Annotated in this window: 15 protein-coding genes and 2 pseudogenes; 11 read left to right on the top strand and 6 right to left on the bottom strand. The window is 69.8% G+C overall.

Annotated features, from left to right (window positions below; genetic code table 11):
• The first annotated feature begins 115 nt into the window (after positions 1-115).
• Both ACIRVH_RS07005 and ACIRVH_RS07000 read left to right on the top strand, forming a co-directional pair.
• Positions 116-385: a hypothetical protein gene (locus ACIRVH_RS07005; RefSeq protein WP_403948950.1), complete on the top strand. Its 270-nt coding sequence runs from the start codon at positions 116-118 to the stop codon at positions 383-385.
• 332 nt (positions 386-717) lie between these two features.
• The gene (locus ACIRVH_RS07000) at positions 718-1,101 is read left to right on the top strand and encodes an STAS domain-containing protein (protein ID WP_403948948.1); all 384 of its coding nucleotides are present in this window, start codon (positions 718-720) and stop codon (positions 1,099-1,101) included.
• A 343-nt stretch (positions 1,102-1,444) separates the two neighbouring features.
• On the opposite strand, the gene ACIRVH_RS06995 is transcribed toward ACIRVH_RS07000, so the two are convergent.
• Positions 1,445-3,163 carry a GAF domain-containing protein gene (locus tag ACIRVH_RS06995; protein ID WP_403948947.1) on the bottom strand — a complete coding sequence of 573 codons (1,719 nt, stop codon included), beginning with the start codon at positions 3,161-3,163 and terminating at the stop codon, positions 1,445-1,447.
• Positions 3,164-3,412: 249 nt separating this feature from the next.
• Between ACIRVH_RS06995 and ACIRVH_RS06990 the strand changes: the two genes are divergently transcribed.
• The 4 genes and pseudogenes from ACIRVH_RS06990 (at position 3,413) to ACIRVH_RS06975 (ending at position 7,173) form a co-directional block, all read left to right on the top strand.
• Positions 3,413-3,874 (top strand): pyridoxamine 5'-phosphate oxidase family protein, encoded by a 462-nt coding sequence (locus ACIRVH_RS06990; protein WP_403948944.1) that lies wholly within the window; start codon positions 3,413-3,415, stop codon positions 3,872-3,874.
• Between the two features lie 344 nt (positions 3,875-4,218).
• Positions 4,219-4,435: pseudogene (locus ACIRVH_RS06985) on the top strand (SulP family inorganic anion transporter); the annotation flags it as partial.
• A gap of 257 nt (positions 4,436-4,692) precedes the next feature.
• Positions 4,693-5,352, top strand: a complete 660-nt coding sequence (locus tag ACIRVH_RS06980; RefSeq protein WP_403948943.1) for a CBS domain-containing protein — start codon at positions 4,693-4,695, stop codon at positions 5,350-5,352.
• Between the two features lie 492 nt (positions 5,353-5,844).
• A complete protein-coding gene (locus tag ACIRVH_RS06975) occupies positions 5,845-7,173 on the top strand; it encodes a cation:proton antiporter (RefSeq protein ID WP_403948941.1) in 1,329 nt (442 codons plus the stop codon).
• A 1-nt stretch (position 7,174) separates the two neighbouring features.
• Here the strand turns inward: ACIRVH_RS06975 and ACIRVH_RS06970 are convergent, their stop codons facing one another.
• Together ACIRVH_RS06970 and ACIRVH_RS06965 are read right to left on the bottom strand one after the other, a co-directional pair.
• The gene (locus tag ACIRVH_RS06970) at positions 7,175-7,753 is read right to left on the bottom strand and encodes a fasciclin domain-containing protein (protein ID WP_403948938.1); all 579 of its coding nucleotides are present in this window, start codon (positions 7,751-7,753) and stop codon (positions 7,175-7,177) included.
• 505 nt (positions 7,754-8,258) lie between these two features.
• Complete coding sequence (locus tag ACIRVH_RS06965) at positions 8,259-8,867, bottom strand: hypothetical protein (RefSeq protein WP_403948935.1); 609 nt, start codon at positions 8,865-8,867, stop codon at positions 8,259-8,261.
• Positions 8,868-9,465: 598 nt separating this feature from the next.
• Here ACIRVH_RS06965 and ACIRVH_RS06960 point away from each other — a divergent pair.
• The 3 genes from ACIRVH_RS06960 (at position 9,466) to ACIRVH_RS06950 (ending at position 11,814) form a co-directional block, all read left to right on the top strand.
• Positions 9,466-10,791, top strand: a complete 1,326-nt coding sequence (locus tag ACIRVH_RS06960) for a DUF1254 domain-containing protein (protein WP_403948932.1) — start codon at positions 9,466-9,468, stop codon at positions 10,789-10,791.
• Between the two features lie 466 nt (positions 10,792-11,257).
• The gene (locus ACIRVH_RS06955; protein WP_403948930.1) at positions 11,258-11,530 is read left to right on the top strand and encodes a hypothetical protein; all 273 of its coding nucleotides are present in this window, start codon (positions 11,258-11,260) and stop codon (positions 11,528-11,530) included.
• Between the two features lie 71 nt (positions 11,531-11,601).
• Positions 11,602-11,814 carry a V-type ATP synthase subunit D gene (locus tag ACIRVH_RS06950; RefSeq protein WP_403948928.1) on the top strand — a complete coding sequence of 71 codons (213 nt, stop codon included), beginning with the start codon at positions 11,602-11,604 and terminating at the stop codon, positions 11,812-11,814.
• Between the two features lie 68 nt (positions 11,815-11,882).
• Here ACIRVH_RS06950 and ACIRVH_RS06945 read toward each other — a convergent pair whose 3' ends face one another.
• The gene (locus tag ACIRVH_RS06945; RefSeq protein ID WP_403948925.1) at positions 11,883-12,263 is read right to left on the bottom strand and encodes an Hsp20/alpha crystallin family protein; all 381 of its coding nucleotides are present in this window, start codon (positions 12,261-12,263) and stop codon (positions 11,883-11,885) included.
• A gap of 214 nt (positions 12,264-12,477) precedes the next feature.
• Here ACIRVH_RS06945 and ACIRVH_RS06940 point away from each other — a divergent pair, with 214 nt between their 5' ends.
• Positions 12,478-13,872: a nicotinate phosphoribosyltransferase gene (locus ACIRVH_RS06940; protein WP_403948922.1), complete on the top strand. Its 1,395-nt coding sequence runs from the start codon at positions 12,478-12,480 to the stop codon at positions 13,870-13,872.
• Positions 13,873-14,229: 357 nt separating this feature from the next.
• Here ACIRVH_RS06940 and ACIRVH_RS06935 read toward each other — a convergent pair whose 3' ends face one another.
• Together ACIRVH_RS06935 and ACIRVH_RS06930 are read right to left on the bottom strand one after the other, a co-directional pair.
• A complete protein-coding gene (locus ACIRVH_RS06935) occupies positions 14,230-14,427 on the bottom strand; it encodes a hypothetical protein (RefSeq protein WP_403948920.1) in 198 nt (65 codons plus the stop codon).
• Positions 14,428-14,432: 5 nt separating this feature from the next.
• Positions 14,433-14,528: pseudogene (locus tag ACIRVH_RS06930) on the bottom strand (universal stress protein); the annotation flags it as partial.
• A 198-nt stretch (positions 14,529-14,726) separates the two neighbouring features.
• Here ACIRVH_RS06930 and ACIRVH_RS06925 point away from each other — a divergent pair.
• Positions 14,727-15,545: a universal stress protein gene (locus tag ACIRVH_RS06925; RefSeq protein WP_403948918.1), complete on the top strand. Its 819-nt coding sequence runs from the start codon at positions 14,727-14,729 to the stop codon at positions 15,543-15,545.
• Positions 15,546-16,285 lie beyond the last annotated feature (740 nt).

Raw genomic sequence — 16,285 nt, 5'->3', positions numbered from 1 at the left:
GATCTGAAGCTTTCCTGAACGGCTCTCCGACGCGAGGCGACGCAAGCTGTGGACATGGCGCCCGCGAGCCTGACGACGCCTCGCGGCACCGCCTTCGACCGAAGGAGGTCGGCCCATGCCCATACCCGGACCCACGGCAGATCCCGACCGGGTGCGGCGACGCGCACGGGGACTGCGACGAGTGGGCACCACGACCCGCCGGACCGCCACCGCCGCGGCGGCCGCAGCCCTTCTGCTCGGGGCCGGCTACGCCCACATGCTGCCGAGCGTCTCCGGACCGGCCTCCGACGCGGTCGAGCACCCCTCCGACGACCACCCGCAAAGCCCGGCCAACGCCCCGACAGCCACCGACCAGCCGGCGCAGACGACGAGCGGAGCGTCCTGATCCCTGATCCCACCGTCGAGTGGTGGGCAGCGTGGCATTATCAGGGGCGGGCGGCACCAACGCCCACGGCCTCATGTGGTGAAGCCGCCTTCTTGTGATCCACGTCCGACAGGCGCGGCCCGAACAACTCCCCTTCAGCGGCCCGGTGGTACCGCTGTCTCCCGCGGGATTACCGGGTGAGGAACCCAGCTGAGGCGGAGCCTGCGGCAGGCATGGGCCGACCGGCCCACTGCACGAGAGGACGGTCGGCCCCCCGACAGGGACCGGTCGCCCCTGTCGCCGTCCTGCCAGGCACATGACGCTGCCCGTAGGGGCGTGGCAGGAGGTGCGCCATGGGCAGGGAATTCCGACAGGGGGACGGACGGGCGGAGCTGCGAGTGTCCCTGAGCCGTCTCGACGGCTGGACGGTCGCCAGCCTGACAGGTGAGATCGATCTACTGACCACGCCGAGGCTGCGCGCGCAACTGGAAGACCTTGTGGCCGACCACGGCGGTCGGCCACGGGTGATCGTCGACCTCGGTGACGTCACCTTCTGCGACGCCCACGGGCTGGGCGCACTCGTCGGCGCCCATCACATGGCGGCCAGGCGCGGCGGCACGGTACGCCTGGTCGTCGCCAACGGGCGGGTGCGCAGGCTCCTGCGCCTCGCGAACCCGACCCATGACCTCGAGGTGCACGACACCCTGAACGACGCGGCCGCGACCGGTCCCGCGTGACCACTGACGGCACCGACGGCACGCGGACGGCCGCATCCGACACCGCGAGTGGATGCTCTCGCGGCGGCGGGACAAGGCAACGCGCCCCACACTGTTCGACCATGTCTCGGGCAACGTGCACCGATATCGCATAGCGCTGGGAGCCGACGGGAGTGGGGAGACGCCGGCCGACACCGACCTGTCCGCACCCGTACCGGGCGGACGGCTGACCGATTTCCGCCGACTGCACGGTGATCCGGAAGTAGCCGGCAACGGTTCGTCAGGTCGGAACGCCTGACGATGTCCCTGAGGGCGCCGTCCTGTTCGACGACCAGGAGCCGCTCGACCCTGTTGGCCCCCTGCTTCACTTCGCCGACAACGGAACCCGCCACTCAATCAGGGCGCCGCCGACGTCCGGGCCGGACACGTCGAGTCGCCCGCCCATCTGTTCCGCCCGCTCGGCCATGTTGCGCAGTCCGCTGCGGTGTCCTTCGGACGGGATACCCACGCCGTTGTCCGAGACGGTCAGCACCACCTCGTTGCCATCTGTCGTCAGGGCGACTTGTGCGCGATCGGCGTGGGCGTGCCGGGCGATATTGGTGAGGGCCTCGGAGAGCACGGCCACGACGTGGTCGGCGATGTCGCGTGGCACATCGGTGTCGACCAGGCCCTCCATTCGCACGCTCGGTGCGAAGCCCAGCACCGGAGCCGCCTCGTCGACCGCGCGCACCGCCCGGGCTCGTAGTCCGCTGCCCTGGGTACCCTCGCGGGCGCGCAGCCCGAAGATGGCCGATCTGATGATCTTGATGGTCTCGTCCAGGTCGTCCACGGCCCGCAGCACCCGCTCCGAAGCCTCCGGGTGCTCGATGAAACGACCGGCGCTCTGCAGGGTCATCCCGGTGGCGAACAACCGCTGAATGGCCAGGTCGTGCAGGTCCCGGGCGATCCGGTCCCGGTCCTGGAGCACCGCGATCTCCTCGGCGTCCGCGCGGCGCTCCGCCAGTTCCATGGCGATCGCGGCCTGCCCTGCAAACCCCCGCAGCATCTCGGTCTCCCCCTCGGAGAACACCGGCCGCCCGGCCTCACGCGCCAGCAGCACCACGCCCCGGACGCCCCCCTCCCCCGTCCCGATGGGAACGGCCACAGCAGGCCCCAGTCCACCGAAGCGCGGAGGCTCCGGAGAGATCCGGGCGTCGCGGGTGACGTCGTCGCTGGCGACCGGGGCCGCGGCGGAGTACGCCAGACCCATCAGGGTTCCGTGCAGGGGCAGCACCAGCCCACGGTGCTCCTCCGCGTCCATCCCGACCGCGATCTCGACAGCGAGCGATCCGCCGTCCTCCACGGGCATCGCGACTGCCGCCAGGGCCGCGCCCGTGATCTCCCGGGCACACTCGGCGATCAGGTCGAGGGCTTCGGAGCGTTCGCTGCCCGACATCAGGCTGTGCGTGATCTCTGCGTTCGCCTGCAGCCAGCGCTCACGCAGCCGTGAGTCCTCGTACAGGCGAGCGTTGTCGATCGCCACCCCGGCCGCCACGGCCAGCGTCGACAGTACCGATTCATCGTCCTCGTCGAATGCGGCGCCGCCCTTCTTCTCGGTCAGGTAGAGGTTGCCGAAGACCTCGTCCCGGACGCGGATCGGGACGCCGAGGAAGCCGTTCATCGGCGGGTGGTTCGGCGGGAAGCCGTACGAGGCCGGGTGCTCGGAGATCTTCACGAGCCGAAGCGGCTCGGGGTGCCGGATCAGCTCGCCGAGGATGCCGTGGCCCTCCGGATACGGGCCGATCTCGGAGATCTGCTTCTCAGTAACGCCCACTGTGTGAAAGGCGGACAGCCGTGTGCCGTCCGGTCCGATGACGCCCAGGGCCGCGTACCCGGCGTCCACCACCACGGCGGCGGCCTCCACGATGGCGTGCAGTGCCTGTTCCAGGTCCAGCTCCCGGCCGACGGTCAGCACCGCCTCCAGCAGGCTGCGCATCCGCTCCCGCGTGCCCCGGGCCACGTCGATCCGGTCCTGCAGCTCCTCCAGCAGCTCGTCGAGCTTCAGCTGCGGCAGTGATACGCGAGGCTCCTCCAGGCCTGCCACCACGCTCCTCCAGGTCCGTCGGCATGCAGGGAACCATCAGGGGGTTCGGTACCACCGTAGCCGTGTCCGGTGGAAGTCGGTGCGCCATCCACGCAGCCAACTCCTCCGGCTCTGGCTCACGTGGTCCCGCCGCACGGCATTGTTCGGGGGCCGATCGGCCCACCTCCGGGGACGGAGAGCACCTACCCCGGCGGCCTGTCCCTCTCGACGCTGGAGACATGTGAGACCGCAGAGCCGAGGAGGGACGTCATGGTCCGCTACGTCGACCGTCCTCCGCACCGGCGCATCGACCTCGATCGTGCCGAGGCGCTGCGGCTGCTCGGCAGCGTGTCCATGGGCAGGATCGTCTTCACCGTGCAAGCCCTGCCCACGGTCCGTCCGGTCAATCACGTCCTCGACGGAGGCGACATCGTCATCCGCATCCTCGAGGGGTCGGCCCTCACGTCCCAGACCCTGCAGGGTGACGACACGGGTGTCGTCGTCGCCTACGAGGCGGACGCCATCGACCCCGACACACATCTCGGCTGGAGCGTGGTGGTCACGGGCTACGCCCGGCTGGTGACCGACCCCGGCGAGCTGGTCCGCATTCGGGCCCTGCTCGAACCCTGGGCGGCCCAGCCGGGCACGGACCACGCGGTACGCATCCATCCCGACCTGATCACGGGGGTCCTCCTCACCGCGCGGGACAAGGCGTGCGCTGGATGGTCCTGATCCGGTTGCCGCGCCCTTCGACCGCTCCCGGGGTGTACAGGAAGGTGGGGCTGGCGGTGACGGTCGCGGCCCTCGAAGGAGCCGGCGAAGCCGCAGATCGGGTGGAAGCAACCCGTTCAGCGTGCTTGATCCATTCCATGAGCAGGTTCCCTTCGCCGGGCGCGGGCCGTCCCGCGCCCCCTACCGCCGTCGTCGCCGGGCCGGTCGTCCCTGTCGCGAGCCGATTGGCCCTTCCCTGGAAAACGACCGCCGTCGGACGTTGAAGGTGCCGCGGACCCGCCGCTTGCAGGGAGTTGGTCGGCGCCCGCCCTTGACGGATCGGAGGGTGGGGTGAGATCCGCAAGGCCTACGCGGGAGTCGCCGGTCTGCCACCGATCGCCCGACTCCGGGCAATCCTTCCGGCGCTGGCGCTGTACGCGCTGTTCGGTTCCTCCGGACTGCTGTCGGTCGGCCCGGAGTCCACGACGGCCTGGCTGACGGCCACGGTGGTCGGGCCGGGCCGACAACGGTCTCCGGCACTACGCGTCGCTCGCGGCCTCCCTCGCCGTCACGGTCGGGCTTGCTGTGCCTGGTGGCCCCCGACACCGGGCCCTGCGGGCCGGTCGGCCGGTTCCATTGGCTACCGGCCTGGGCACCAAGCTCCGCCTCCGCAGCCGCGCGGTCTCGGAGCGGTCCTGCCTGACGGCCGAGTTGTCCCCTCGGACATGTCCAAGGCCGAACGGCCCGTCAGGGGGCCGAGGGGCCTCTCCCCGCCCCTCCGCGGACCGGCACACGCTGGAAGGAGCGGGTTCACTCGGCGAGGACCTTAGGGGGTCACCATGTACGGCACCCCGCACATCGTCAGCGATGTCATGACCCACCCGGTCGCTTCCGTCGGCCGGTGGGCCTCGTTCAAGGTGATCGTGGGGATGATGCAGGAGTGGGGAGTCAGCGCCCTGCCCGTGCTCGAAGGCGAGGGCCGGGTCGTCGGCATGGTCTCGGAAGCCGACCTGCTGCCCACCGAGGAACTCCGGGACAGCCCCAAGGAGGGTTACGCTCTGCTGCGCCGACCCGAGGAGGTGGCGAAGGCCGGTGCGGTCACCGCGGGAGACCTGATGTCCTCGCCCGCGATCACCGTCCGCGCGAACGCGACCCTGGCCGAGGCCGCGCGGATCATGGCTCGCAAGAAGGTCAAGCGGCTGCCCGTGGTCGACGAGGCCGGTCTGCTGGCGGGCATCGTCAGCCGCGCCGACCTGCTCAAGGTCTTCCTGCGCGACGACCAGGAGATCGCCGAGGAGATCCGGCACGAAATCGTGTCGTACCTCTTCCCACTGATGTCCTCGGCCATCCAGGTGGACGTGCACGACGGCGTCGCCACACTGACGGGCCAGGTCCACGAACCCGCGCTGGTCCCCGTGGCCGCGCGTCTGGTGCGGGCCGTCGAAGGAGTTGTGGACGTGGAGTTCGACCTCACCCGAGGGGCGGCAGTGCGCAACTGAAATTGAACCCGTGAGGTCGGCGACGGCGCTCCGGCGAGCCTCGCCGACATGACCGAGCAGACCGACTGGAACCCCTCCCTGGGGATCGAATCCCTGTCGGGTGGTGTCTGATGTCGCCGCGTAGTGCTGTCTCCCCTGGTCAGCACCGCCCGGCTTCATACTCGATCCCTCTCATGACGCCCCGTGCAGGACCGTCCGGTGACCGGCCCTGACGTAGCCCCGGTGGGGGGCGTATGGGAGGGGTGCCCAGGCGTCCTTGGATCAGGTTTGGCGTTGGTGGTCGTTCCGCGTCGAGCGTGCGGACGCGCCGCAAGCCTTCAGAAGCTGGAGTCCGTAACCGAGTGTGGGTAGTTACTCCTCGCCGGATGCTCTCCGGCTGCGTCGGCCGGACAGCCGGAGGAAGATGGTTTCGGGCGGACCATCAGGCCCGGAGTACCGGGGACCTGCCTTCTGCGCTACCGGGCGGAGTGATGCCGACGGAAGGCTCCGGCGATGAGCGGCGAAGCATGGGCCGGCGTGGCGGTGGCGGGAGTCACTGCCGCATACGCCCTGTGCTCGCGGCGACTGGCATCGTCACCAGTGTCGTCGGCGATGGTGTTTGTCGGCTGCGGAGTCCTGCTCGGTCCGGTGGCGCTCGACATCGTCGACCTGAAGCGCGGGGCCGAGCCGGTCGTCGCGCTGCTCGAAGCGGCCCTCACCCTGGTGCTGTTCACGGACGCCATGACTGTCCGCAGACGGGACCTGCGAACCGGCGGTTTCCTGCCGGGCAGGCTTCTGTGCGTCGGTCTGCCGATGAGCATCGGGGCAGGCTGGCTGCTGGCATGGCCCCTGCTGCCCGGGCTGACCCTCTGGGAACTCGCCTTGGTCGGCACCGTCCTCGCTCCCACGGACGCAGCTCTCGGCAAGACCGCCATGTCCAGTCCACGGGTCCCGGCACTCGTCCGGCATGGCCTCAACGTGGAGAGCGGCCTGAACGACGGCATGGTGCTGCCGTTCTTCGTACTCTTTCTGGCCGCCATACCAGGCACGTCCACGGCGCAAGAGGGAGAATCGGGCGTGTTCTGGCGCGCGCTGGTACTCAGCTCGGTCCTGGGCTTCGCGGTCGGCGCGGTCGGCGGCCGGCTGTTGCGATCGGCGCAGGCACGGGGATGGGTTTCGCGTGAGTGGGCACAGCTCTTCGTCCCGGCCGTCGCCACGGCCGCGTACGCACTGGCCGTCGTGGTGGACGGCAGTGGCTTCATCGCCGCCTGGATCGGCGGCCTCGCCTTCGGCTTCGCACTGCGCCGGTTCCCGGCCACCGAACCGCAGGAGAGCCCCGAGCCTTTGCAGGACGTTCCCGACCGTACCGCCGCCTTCACCGAGCACCTCGGGGAACTCCTGGCCTCACTCAGTCTGCTGGTCTTCGGAGCCGTACTGCTCGGCCCGACGCTGGAGAACCTGAGCTGGGGCATCGTCGGCTACGCAGTTCTCAGCCTCACCGTCGTCCGGATGCTGCCAGTGGCCGTCGCGCTCGCCGGCAGCGGGCTGCGACTTCCCACGGTGGCCTACATCGGGTGGTTCGGACCCCGCGGTCTGGCATCCGTGGTGCTCGGACTCCTGCTCCTTGAGGAGGAACACGTCCAGGGAGTCGAGTTGCTGGCGAGAGTGGTGGCGGTCACTGTCGGCCTGAGCGTGTTGCTGCACGGTGTCTCCGCCGTCGCCCTCGCCGACCGGTACGGCAGCTGGCACGAGAAGACCACGGCCACGGGCCGAAAGCTGCGCGAGGGGACTCCCGTTCCCGAGTCCACACGGGTCGCCCCGCGCCGGAAACGAGAGCCATGAGTCAGGACGGGGGCTGGAGAACTGCGTCAATGACGTAGATGGTGGCGTTCGCGGCCTTGATGTTGCCGCAGACGATGTTCGCCTTGCCGTTGACCTTGAAGTCGGTGCCCGAGCCCGACGTGGTCAGTTTACTGCCTTCCACCGTCGTGAAGGAGCCGTTGGAGAGTTCGTTCGGGGTGATCTGCTTGTCCACGACGTGGTAAGTCAGCACCTTCTTCAGCTGTCCCTGATTGCTGAGGAGCGAGGCGAGCTGCGACACGGTCACCTTCTGGAACGCCTGGTCGTTGGGAGCGAAGATGGTGACGTCGGGTTTCCCGTCGAGGATGCCGCTCAGCTTTGCTCTGACCACGGCTGACACCAGCTGGCTGAGCTGTGGATATGCGGCCGCAGCTTCTGAGACCTCGTCCTTGGCCGTGTCGGCCTTCTGGGAGAGCGAAGAACAGCCGGGACCGAACGTCCCCGACGGGCTGGGAGACGCATCCTGTGCGTGGCTCGGCGACGCCGGACCTCCAAGCGCGAACGGGATGGCGAGCAGGGCTGCCGCGGTGGCTTTTGCTGTACGCATGCGGGTGAACCTCATCGCGACCTTCCTCCCGTGGAGGCGTGAACACTGCAGAGGTTTGGAATGCGGGAGTCTTCGTTTCCGCTGGGCGGGGTGGGGCGGCTGCTGCGCCGCAGCCTTGAGCCATCATCACCCGGCCACTCAGCGAGCGTATCCAGCAGGTGTCGGTGACCGCATCTCGAAGCCCGGACGCGGTGAACGCCCCCTTCCGGACCTCGGCCTGCACGGGCTCGCCGAACCGACGCCGCCAAGCGCTGCGGCCGGCGCCTGGCGAACGCGCGCGAGGCGCCCCGACCGACCTTTCCCGGCCGCATGCGTGCCGGATCCGTTCTGAACGGGTGGCGACACGAAAAGCGGCCAGTGGTCCGCCTGGCAGGGCAAGGAACGAGACGCTCCTGCCGGTCGTCCAGGGATGGGGATCGGTGGGGCGCCGGCCCGGCTCCTCCTCCAGAGCTGGTGGGCCGTCGGCAGGTGTGGTCGAGCCCGCCGTCGTCCCGCTCCCGCCCGGACGCCGGGACGAGGATCAGGCGTGGCGCTGGTAGTTGTTCTCGTACTCGTCGAAGACGATGTGTGCGTCACCGCGTGCGCTCACCCGCAGATCTTCGTCGAGCGTGCGGACGCGGTACTGCCAGCCTTCAGGAAGCTGCAGGCGTTCCCCGAGCGTGGGCAGTTGCTCCACGTTCAGGTCCGGGGCGACGTGCCGGGAGAGGCTTTGCATGACGTACTGGTGTCCCTCGGGGGAAACGAGTTCGTGGATCTCGCTGCCCTTCAGGAAGAGCCACTGGGTAGTGCGTCCCACGGTGAGCTGCGTGTAGGGCGGCCGCTGGGCGCTGAGGAACGTCTGCAGGTCGGGGACATGGATATCGGCCACGGTGTGCATGGCGATGCCCTCTACGGAGGTGACTCGTCCTGCGTCACGAAGCTCCCCGGTGGCGGCGTCCATGAGCGCGCGGCGCGGCCCGTTCATCCATACGGCGTCCCCGTGGAACTCCGCTGCGAGGGCGGCGGGATCCAGGGCGCGGAATTGCTCGTCGGTGAAGTCGACCGGCAGGCCGAGGGTGTTGTAAACAACCCCCGTCGCTCCGGGACCGTCGGCATCTTTGGCGAAGACGACGATCTCGGCGTGGGGCACGCCGCGGAGATTCTCGAACGTCCTGATCACTGAAGTCTGGTCGGCCGGCGATGACGACATATGGTCACTCACTTTCTGCGACGCGAAGGTTCTGGGCGATCTGCATTCCCTTGGCACCGACTGGCTCCGGAAGCGCCCAGGGCCTCACCCCCGTGGTCGCAAACCTATGCGCTTGTCCGGACGCCCGCTCTTGGACGGTCTGCGCCGTTCAGCCATACGGAGTGCCATTTACGTCCGCACCGAGGGAGGCAGCCGTCGTGGCCCATGGCCGCCCTGGGTGAGGCGGTCGGGACCTCTCCGGCTGCGTCGACCGGCAACGCGGGGGAGGATGGTCGCTGGGGGAGGTGAGACCACGCGGCCGGGGTCCTGAGACCTTGCCCTCGATGCTGTTGAGCGAAGTGGTGCTGAAATGTCCGAACCATCACAGAGCCCTGCCTGGCGGCGTATTCCCGGGGACGTGGCCGGCGTAGCCGTCACAGTGGCACGGGCCGCCGGGCGTGCGGCCCTTCACCCGAAGTCCACCATCGATCGCGCACGCCATCTGCCGGATATCGTGCCCGCGCTGGGTCAGGCAGTGAAGCCGATCCTGACCGGGCGCATGGGCGACTGGCGTGGCGAGTACGCCTACACGCTCGGTGAGCAGGCGTTCGTCTACGGGTTTCCGTACATCTACAACGCTCAGCTGAGGCACGACTGGGTGACGCAGCCGCGGAGCCCCGCGACGGTTCCCTACGCGCCCGTCAACCATTTCTGGCATGCAGAGCGTTTGCTGGACGCGACGTACCGCGACGGCGGGTGCCCCAACAACGACACCCTGTATTCGGCGGCCTGGGTGAACCTCGGCAGCGAGCCGGTCATCCTCTCCCATCCGGACATGGGCGATCGGTACTTCACCTTCGAGCTGGTGGGGATCACGTCCGACAACTTCGACTACGTCGGTCAGCGCACCACCGGCTCCGGCGCGGGCAGCTTCGCCCTCGTCGGCCCGGATTGGAAGGGCAGACTTCCCGCCGAGGTGCGACGTCTGAAGAAGGCCCCCAGCCCCTGGGTTCTCGTCCTCGGCCGCACCCTCGTCAGCGGCCCGGACGACGTGCCACGCGTCCGGGAACTCCAGGAACAGTACCGGCTCACCCCGCTCAGCCTGTTCGGCAAGGCGGACGCGAAGATCCCCGAAAGCCGTGACGTCCTGACACCCGTCCCGGCACAGGAGGATCCCCTGGGGCCGTGGAAGACCCTGAACGCAATGCTGGCCGAGAACCCTCCACCGGCCCACCACGACGTCCTTCTCCAGCAGTTCGCCCAGATCGGTATAGGCCCCGGCCTCGACGTCGAGGCTCAGCCCGAAGCGGTCAAACGAAGCCTGACCCGGGCCGCCGCCGTCGGCATGCCTCTGCTCAAACAGCAGATTCTCAGCGGCGACTGGGCCCACCTCGTCCACGGCTGGCGCTACCCTCCCCCGCAGATGGGACGCTTCGGCGACGACTTCCTCAAACGCGCCGCCGACCAGTCACTGCTCGGAGTCGCCGCCAACGACCCCGCCGAAGCGGTCTACTTGCTCAACTTCGACGACGCGGACGGCAAAAAGCTGACCCCCGAAGGCCGGTACGAACTGCACTTCCCCGGCGACGCACTGCCACCGGTCGACGCCTTCTGGTCGCTGACCGCCTACGGGGAGGACATGAACCTCATCCCCAACCCGGCCGATCGCTACGCGGTGGGTGACCGCAGCACCGGCCTGCAGTGGGACGCGGACGGCGGACTGACCATCCACCTGCAGAGCGAGCCGCCTGACCAGGGCAAGGAAGCCAACTGGCTGCCCACCGCGAAGGAAGGCACCTGGTTCGTGGCCCTCCGCATGTACCGGCCCCGCCCGGCGGTGATCGACGCGGTCTGGGAGTGTCCTCCTCTGACCCGCGTCGCCTGAGGGTTCGGGATCGAGCAGTTGGTGGTGGGTGGGTTTTCCCACAGAGAACAGCCACTCGGTGTCCCGGTTGATCACTGTGTCCTGGTAGAAGTGGACGTCGCCAGCCCTGAACGCGGTGATGCGGTCCATGAGCCAGAACCGTGGGCCGTTCAGCCAGACGGCAGGCACTCCGGCGTCCTGGGCCAGGGTCTGCGGGTCGAGGGCCGACCGCTTCTCCGGCGGGCAGTCGTTGAGCCAGGTGGTGTTGCCGTGTCTACGTGTCGGCGGCCCGGACACGGAACGGCCTCCGGGGACTGCTTCGCCTCGTACTCCGCCACCGGCTCGCGCACTGCGAAGGCTCAGGAAGTTCACGTCCCCGGTCCAGGTCTCCTGTGAGCCCTGCGCGCGGGGCGGCGGGCGGACCGTGATCGCGGCCGTTGCGGGCTTCCTGGACACTCGAAGACGGCGATGTCACGACAGTGTGACGGTGCTGTTCGGATGGGCGGAGGCGCTGCGCGAGTTCGTCTCCCAACTGGCCGCGTTCTACGAGCGGGCCGCTGCGGTACGCACCCTCGGCGGTGCGACCGGCTCCGTCACGGTGATCGGCGCAGTGTCCCCGCCGGGCGGCCACCGTACGGAGCCGGTCACCGCGCACACGGAACGCTTCGTCCGGCGGCTGTGGAGCCTGGACCGCGATCTCGCCCACATACGGCTGTCCGGCCGTCTCCTGTGCGGACTCCTTGTCACGGCGCCGCTCTGACCGCCGCACATGCGCGGGCCGAACCGCCCAACACCACGCTCGCGTGCGCCGAGACGACCTACCGTGCCGCGGTGTGCGCCGCCGCGGAGCACGCCGGTCGCCAGGCAGCCGCCGAACTGCTCGCCGCCAAAGCCGCACGAACCCGGCAGCGGGTGCGCGCCCTGCGCCGGCACTGGATCCCCCGGCTGCAGCGGGAACTGTCGGCGATGGAGCCGCCGTTGGAGGAGGCCGAACGCGGGGATGCGGTGCGACGCCGCTGGGCTGCCTGCCACGCTGCCCGGTGAGGGCGTCCCGAGAGGCACTCGACGGTGGCGGGCCCGTGCCGGTGCCCGCCACATTCGGTCAGATGCCGTCAGTTGCGGTGCTTGATCTCGACGTGCTTGGCCTCCGGCTTCTCGGCGCCCAGGCCGATGCTGACGGTGAGCATGCCGTCGCTGTACTCGGCCGTGATGTCGTCCTCGTCGGCGCCCGGCGGCAGCGTGACGCTGCGGCTCATCGCGCCGTAACGGATCTCGCTGTGTTCCTTCGTGATGTCCTTCTCGGTGCGTTCGGCCTGGACGGTGAGCACCCCGTCACCGATGGAGACGTCGATGTCCTCGGGGACCATGCCGGGAAGCTCGGCCCGCATCACATAGCGGTCGTTCTCCGTGTAGTCCTCGATGCGGACCGTGTACAGGTCGCCCATCGTGGGCATCGCGAACCGCGCCGGAAGGCTCTCGAACCAGTCCGGCATCTCGGGAACGCGATCCTCTGCCTGCGTGTCAGTGTGGCCATCGCCGTACCTCCTCGGCTGTTGTCCAGCCTGCCGACACGTCCAGTCCAGCGTGCACGGCCCCGCAGCGCTGAGGCCGAACAGCCCATGTCAGGGGTCCCTGAAGTCCCTTTCCTTCCGGGCATGAGCGTTCAGACTGGTGCATGAGGAACGACCACGACCGGCGGCGATCACCATGTCCGACGTCACCACCACCGATCTCTACGAAGTGACCATGGCCATGTCCTACCTCCGGGAGGACATGCGGGCTCCGGCCACCTTCAGCCTCTTCGTCCGCGACCTCCCGCCCGGCCGGGGCTTCCTGGTCGCCGCGGGACTGGAGCCGGCTCTGGACTTCCTGGCCGACTACCGTGTGGAGCAGGAGGACGTCGAGGAGTTCGCAGCCGCGCTGCACCGTCCGGTACGGGAGCTCGAACCGCTCCTCGGCCTCGCCTTCCAAGGCGAGGTGCGCGCCGTCCCGGAGGGCCATGTGGTGTTCTCCGGTGAGCCACTGCTGGAGGTGACCGCCCCGCTGCCGCAGGCTCAGCTCGTCGAGACATACCTGCTCAACCAGCTCTGCCACCAGACGGTGGTGGCGTCCAAGGCCGCCCGGTGCGTCCTGGCCGCCGCCGGACGCCCCGTGGTGGACTTCTCGCTGCGTCGCACCCACGGCCCGTGGGCCGGCAGGCAGGCGGCCCGACTGGGCGCCCTGGTGGGCTTCGCCGGCACCAGCAACGTCGCCGCCGCCACCGCCCTGGGCATCCCGGCCTCCGGCACCATGGCGCACTCGTACATCGAGGCCTTCGCCGGCGAGGAAGAGGCGTTCCGGGCCTTCGCCCGCAGTCATCCCGGCCCGGTCACCTTCCTTGTCGACACCTACGAGACCGAGGAGGGCGTGCGGATCGCGGCACGGGTGCTGAGGGACCTGGGGCGCGGCCCTGGCTGTGCGATCCGGCTGGACAGCGGAGACCTCGACGCGCTCTCGCGCCGCGCACGCGCCCTTCTCGACGCCGCAGGGCTGGCCGACGTACGGATCGTCGCCAGCGGCGGACTCGACGAGTACAGCGTCGCCCGGCTGGTCCGCACCGGTGCCCCGATCGACGTGTACGCCGTGGGGACGCGGGTGGGCGTGGCCGCGGATGCCCCGTACCTGGACGCCGCGTACAAGCTCGTCGAGTACGACGGCCGCCCCGTGATGAAGCTGTCATCGGCCAAGGTCACGGCCCCCGGCCGCAAGCAGGTCCACCGACGCGCCGGGAAACCGGACGTCATCGCCCTGTGGCGCGAGGAAACGCCGGACGCGGCACGGCCCCTGTTGCGCACGGTGATGCGCGACGGCCACCGGACGGGGCCGCCGGACAGCTGGCAGGCCGCCCGCGACCGATTCCGCGAGGACGTCACCGCACTGCCCGGCTCGGCGCGCCGGCTCCACGACCCCGAGTCGGTCCATCCCGTCATCTCCCGGGCCCTGGAGGAGCTGACGGCCAACGTAAGGGCAGACATCGAGGCCCGGTTCCGGCCCGGCCGCCTCGCCGCTGTCTCCCGCACGGCTGCCACCCCCTCCTCGGCGCTGTCTGCCGGACCATCGTGAAGGGTGGTGCTGCGGTGGGCCGACGGGGAACGAGGGGGACGGCGAAGCCGTGCGCGCGACCGTGCATGCACGCGCCGGACGGCACGAGTCGGAGCGGGCGAGTGCGCACCTGCGGGGCGCCGTTCGTCCCCGGGTCCGCGGTCAACCCGGGGATCGCGATGTCGCTCCGGCAGGGCGGACTGCTCGCGCCGGTCGTCCACGGTGCCGACGCCCTGGGCGACCAGGGTATGGAGACCGTGTTCGGTGTCATCCATCGCGACCCTGGCAGGCGACCACCGGGCCACGGACGGTGCCGTGGGGGCGCGCTGCCTGACGAGGGTCGACCGACTGCTGCAGAGACCCGAACTCGATACCCGTTCACACTCTCGCCGATCGGGGGTCACTCACGGCGGCCCCCGTGGTGGGGCCGCGTGCGAACAGCTCGTAGGCGTCCTCCATCCGGTCGAGCCCGAGGGTGTGGGTGACCAAGGAGGAGACGGGCAGGTGCCCGAACCTCATCAGATCCAGCAGCCACGGTGTGGAGGACCTGTCCACCTGACCGGGGCTGATCGTCATGTTCTTGTGAGCCTGCGCTTCTCGGCCTCGTCGGCGGCCCAGCGGGCAGCGGCGAGGCTCTCGGGTGAACCGTCGAGGCCCACAGTGACGGCTGGTTGCATGGCAGCAGCCTCCGTCTCGTAAGAAGCTGGACATGACGGTGGACGAGTTCGATCGAGTGACCGGTCAGGACATGGTTCATACGCCGTTGGGGGTGCGTCCTCTCATTCGAGGATCGCCCCAGCCCCCTCCGCGACGCATGTGGACCGGTGGAGGAAGGGCCTGAGCCGTGGGGTCCGGCATGAGAGGAGACAGCGACGGTGACGATTCCCGTAGTGGTCGGCGTCGACGGATCCGAGGCGAGCCTGGAGGCGGTCGACTGGGCCGCCGACGAGGCGGTCCGGCACGGGGTGCCGCTCCACATCCTGCACGCGGCGTCCGGGAACCACGAACCGTCGGACGTGATCACCGCGGCATCGGAACGGGCAAGGAAGATCGCTCCCACGGTGCGGCTGTCGAGCGAGGTGTCGCACGAGAACGCGGCCTCCGCCCTGATCGACAAGGGGCGCAACGCCTTAGCGCTGGTACTCGGGTCCAGAGGATTCGGAGACCTCGACGACATGCTCCTGGGGTCGGTCAGTCTCGCCGTGGCCGCGCGATCCGACTGCCCGGTCGTCGTGATCCGCGGCGAAGTGGCTCACAGGGACGGGCGGTTCGGGACCATCGTCGTCGGCGTCGAGGACGAGGAGAGCAGCGGCACGGCCCTGGAGTTCGCGTTCCGCGAGGCCCACGCGCGACGCTGCCGGCTGGCGGCAGTCCACGCCTGGAGTGCACCGTCCGGTGCTTTCGGTGCAGCTCAAGACCCGTCGTGGCCGCTGGAGGCGCACGTCCGCCCACCTGCCCAGGTGCTCGACGACGCCCTGCGCGACCTCACGGAGCGCCACGGCGACGCCCTGGTCGAGCGGCGACTGATCGAGGCACCGGCGCGCCAGGCGCTGCTGGCAGCGGCCTCGGGAGCGGACCTTCTGATCGTCGGCGCCCGCCCGCGCCTTGTCCACCGGGGCCTGCAACTGGGCCTGATCAATCATGCGCTGCTGCATCACGCACCTTGTCCCACCGCGGTCGTGCCTCACATATGACCGCCGCCGGCCGAGCCGGTCGGTCGGCTGCCGCCCCCTCGGGGCCGGACGCCGGTCCCCAGGGACTTGCGGCCCCGTGACCGAAGCCCACGGGTGTTCGATCGTGGACGCGGTGGGGGAACCGACCGGCAACGTGCTGGAGGCCGTGTCATGAGCGCACGCGGTTCGCCGTCCGCGTCCGGTCCATCCCTACCTCACACGGGGTGAACCCGCTGAGGCACACGTCCGACACGGTCGCATTCTGGTTCCGCCGAGTACTGATGCCGCTCCCCGTCCTCGGACTGCCGGTGGCCGCGCGCAGCGCGGGCCTGACCGCGTACGAGTCGTCCATGCGCACGGTGCATGCCCAGGCCGTGAAACGACACACGGTCACCGCCCGGCTGACGTCCGACATGCCGGGCAACAACAACCGTGTGTCGCAACAGCCGGCGCAGATCCGCTGGACCGAACGGAGCGGCATCGTGCGCGCGGGAACCACCCTCGTGGAGCCGGGTACGCCCAAAGGGCACGATCGTGCGGGTGTGGGTGGACCGGGACGGGACCGTCACCGGTCCCCCGATGAACACGGCCGGCGCGAAGGCCGACGGCTCGTTCGTGGGCGATAGGGCGGCACTCGGTGTGGTCGCCGGGGCCTACGCGGCTCGAGCAACCGTGGGCGTCGCGCTGAACCGGCGAAGGTACGCGCAGGGGGAGGCCGCACACGTGGTCCTGGAGACGGGCGCCGCGGCACGGCGCACTGC

This window comes from Streptomyces sp. NPDC101165 (assembly GCF_044768135.1).
Taxonomy (GTDB): Bacteria; Actinomycetota; Actinomycetes; order Streptomycetales; family Streptomycetaceae; genus Streptomyces.
The sequence above is the reverse complement of the archived record's forward strand: the minus strand, read 5'-3'. Positions and strand labels throughout refer to the sequence as shown.